Consider the following 1758-nt stretch of genomic DNA (forward strand, 5'->3'; position numbering starts at 1 on the left):
AATTGGGAGATCGAACCGTGTACCACTTGGCTTATCTTGAATTTCTGAGAAAGTCAGGTGGGGTCCAGGAGCGCGCCAGAAGCTTGCAGACAGATTATCGTTTGTTTGTTGGACTGAGTGACCATTTCACCTGGTGCGCGAACAACAATGTTAATTTGTCCATGGACGGTAGCATAGAACTGTATTTCACCGCTGCATTGTCCTCTACCACAAAACTGGAGTTGCTGAGGGAGAAGGCTCGCTGGGGTGAGGCCTGGTCGCGTAATGCGTTTGTGGCATGGATTGACCAAACAGCTCGGCTTTATGCCTCATACGATCTTGCTGAGCGTTCTCTGGGTGTCCCAGACCGACCAACCGACAGACCCCCCAAAGACCATTCACTGGGAAAATTTGGTTCCACCCGACCAGTAGACAAAGCTGATGAGAAGCCTAAACTTGTTAAACCAAGAACCTCTGGCAAAACTCCAACATTGCCCGCTCGCAAAAATAAACAGAAATTTGACCGCAGCAACCCCAACTGTAGTAGATGTAAAAGCTGTGAGCACTCTCTGTTCCAGTGCTCTGCCTGGAGGGACTCTACTTTGAGTGAAAACAAACGGTATTTGTCTGGGGCCAGATTATGTGCATCCTGCTTGCAAGGGTTTCTAAAGTCACACACTGCCACCGACTGTGTGAAACATTCCTCATTTTTGTGTTCCAAGACTGAGCATCGCAATCCCCATACCGGTAAGGGCTTCAATGTCTTGGTCTGCGGATGCAACCGCCCAGTCACTCACTCTACTACTACTCCGGGACACTCTGAGCCCCACACCAGGAGCTCCCCCAGACACCAGACTGCCATGAAGGCAATCCCTGCCGACATCCCTGCCGACAGTGACAGGATTTCTCTAAATGATGCCGACAGTTTGCTAAGATTCTCTGAAGAATTAGGTTATTTGGGTGTAACTACCATGGTCCTGACTGATGGCCACACCAATGATGACACTGGTCTGCTGCTTGATTCTGACCCTGCACCTTCACCCGCTCTGCCGGCTGGTAGTGGGACAGGGAGACAAGAACCCTTCCTTGTGACAACTCAGGTGCATTACAGCTGCGGGGATTGGGCTGATGACTACTTGGTTGACATCCTTCCCTCCAGGTCCTTGACTTCTCTGGTAATTAATGACGGTGGTAATTCTGACACCCCTAACATTAATAATTTTACTGACAATTCTCTAACACCAAACCAATCTCCCCACTGCTGCCCCTCCAAACTGACTCATGACTGTGGTAAGGTGACTGACTCCCTGTTTGCTGGGGGTGAGTCTGGGGAGGTGACTGGCCTGCCTGATCACACTAACAAAGCCCCTGACCACTTTGCTGCCACCAGTCTGGCAGCTAACGGCCACAATCCTGGGATGGTGCGGCTGTGTGTTGACTGTGGCGGGGTGACTGACTCCCTGTTTGCTGGGGGTGAGTCTGGGGAGGTGACTGGCCTGCCTGATCACACTAACAAAGCCCCTGACCACTTTGCTGCCACCGGTCTGGCCGTTAACGACCACAATCCTGAGATGATGCAACTCTGTGAGGTTGGTGTGGTGACCGAGCCATTGATTGATGCTGATGCTGATGATCCAACCGACATGACGGTTACTAGTGGTAACGGACTAACCGACTTAACGGTGACTGATGCTGATGGTCTGACAGACACAATGCTTACTGATGCTGATGACACAACAGATGCTGATGCTGATGATCCAACCAACATGACGGTTGCGA

The 1758-nt window shown here is 51.1% G+C and carries 1 protein-coding gene; it reads left to right on the plus strand.

All coding sequences use genetic code 11. The features are described 5' to 3' along the window. Positions 1-839: 839 nt before the first annotated feature. Positions 840-1758: hypothetical protein (locus ACN0IC_RS15255; RefSeq protein WP_416879607.1), on the plus strand; the 919-nt coding region annotated here is incomplete at its 3' end.

This window comes from Litorimonas sp. (assembly GCA_029936425.1).
Classification (GTDB): domain Bacteria; phylum Pseudomonadota; class Alphaproteobacteria; order Caulobacterales; family Maricaulaceae; genus Litorimonas.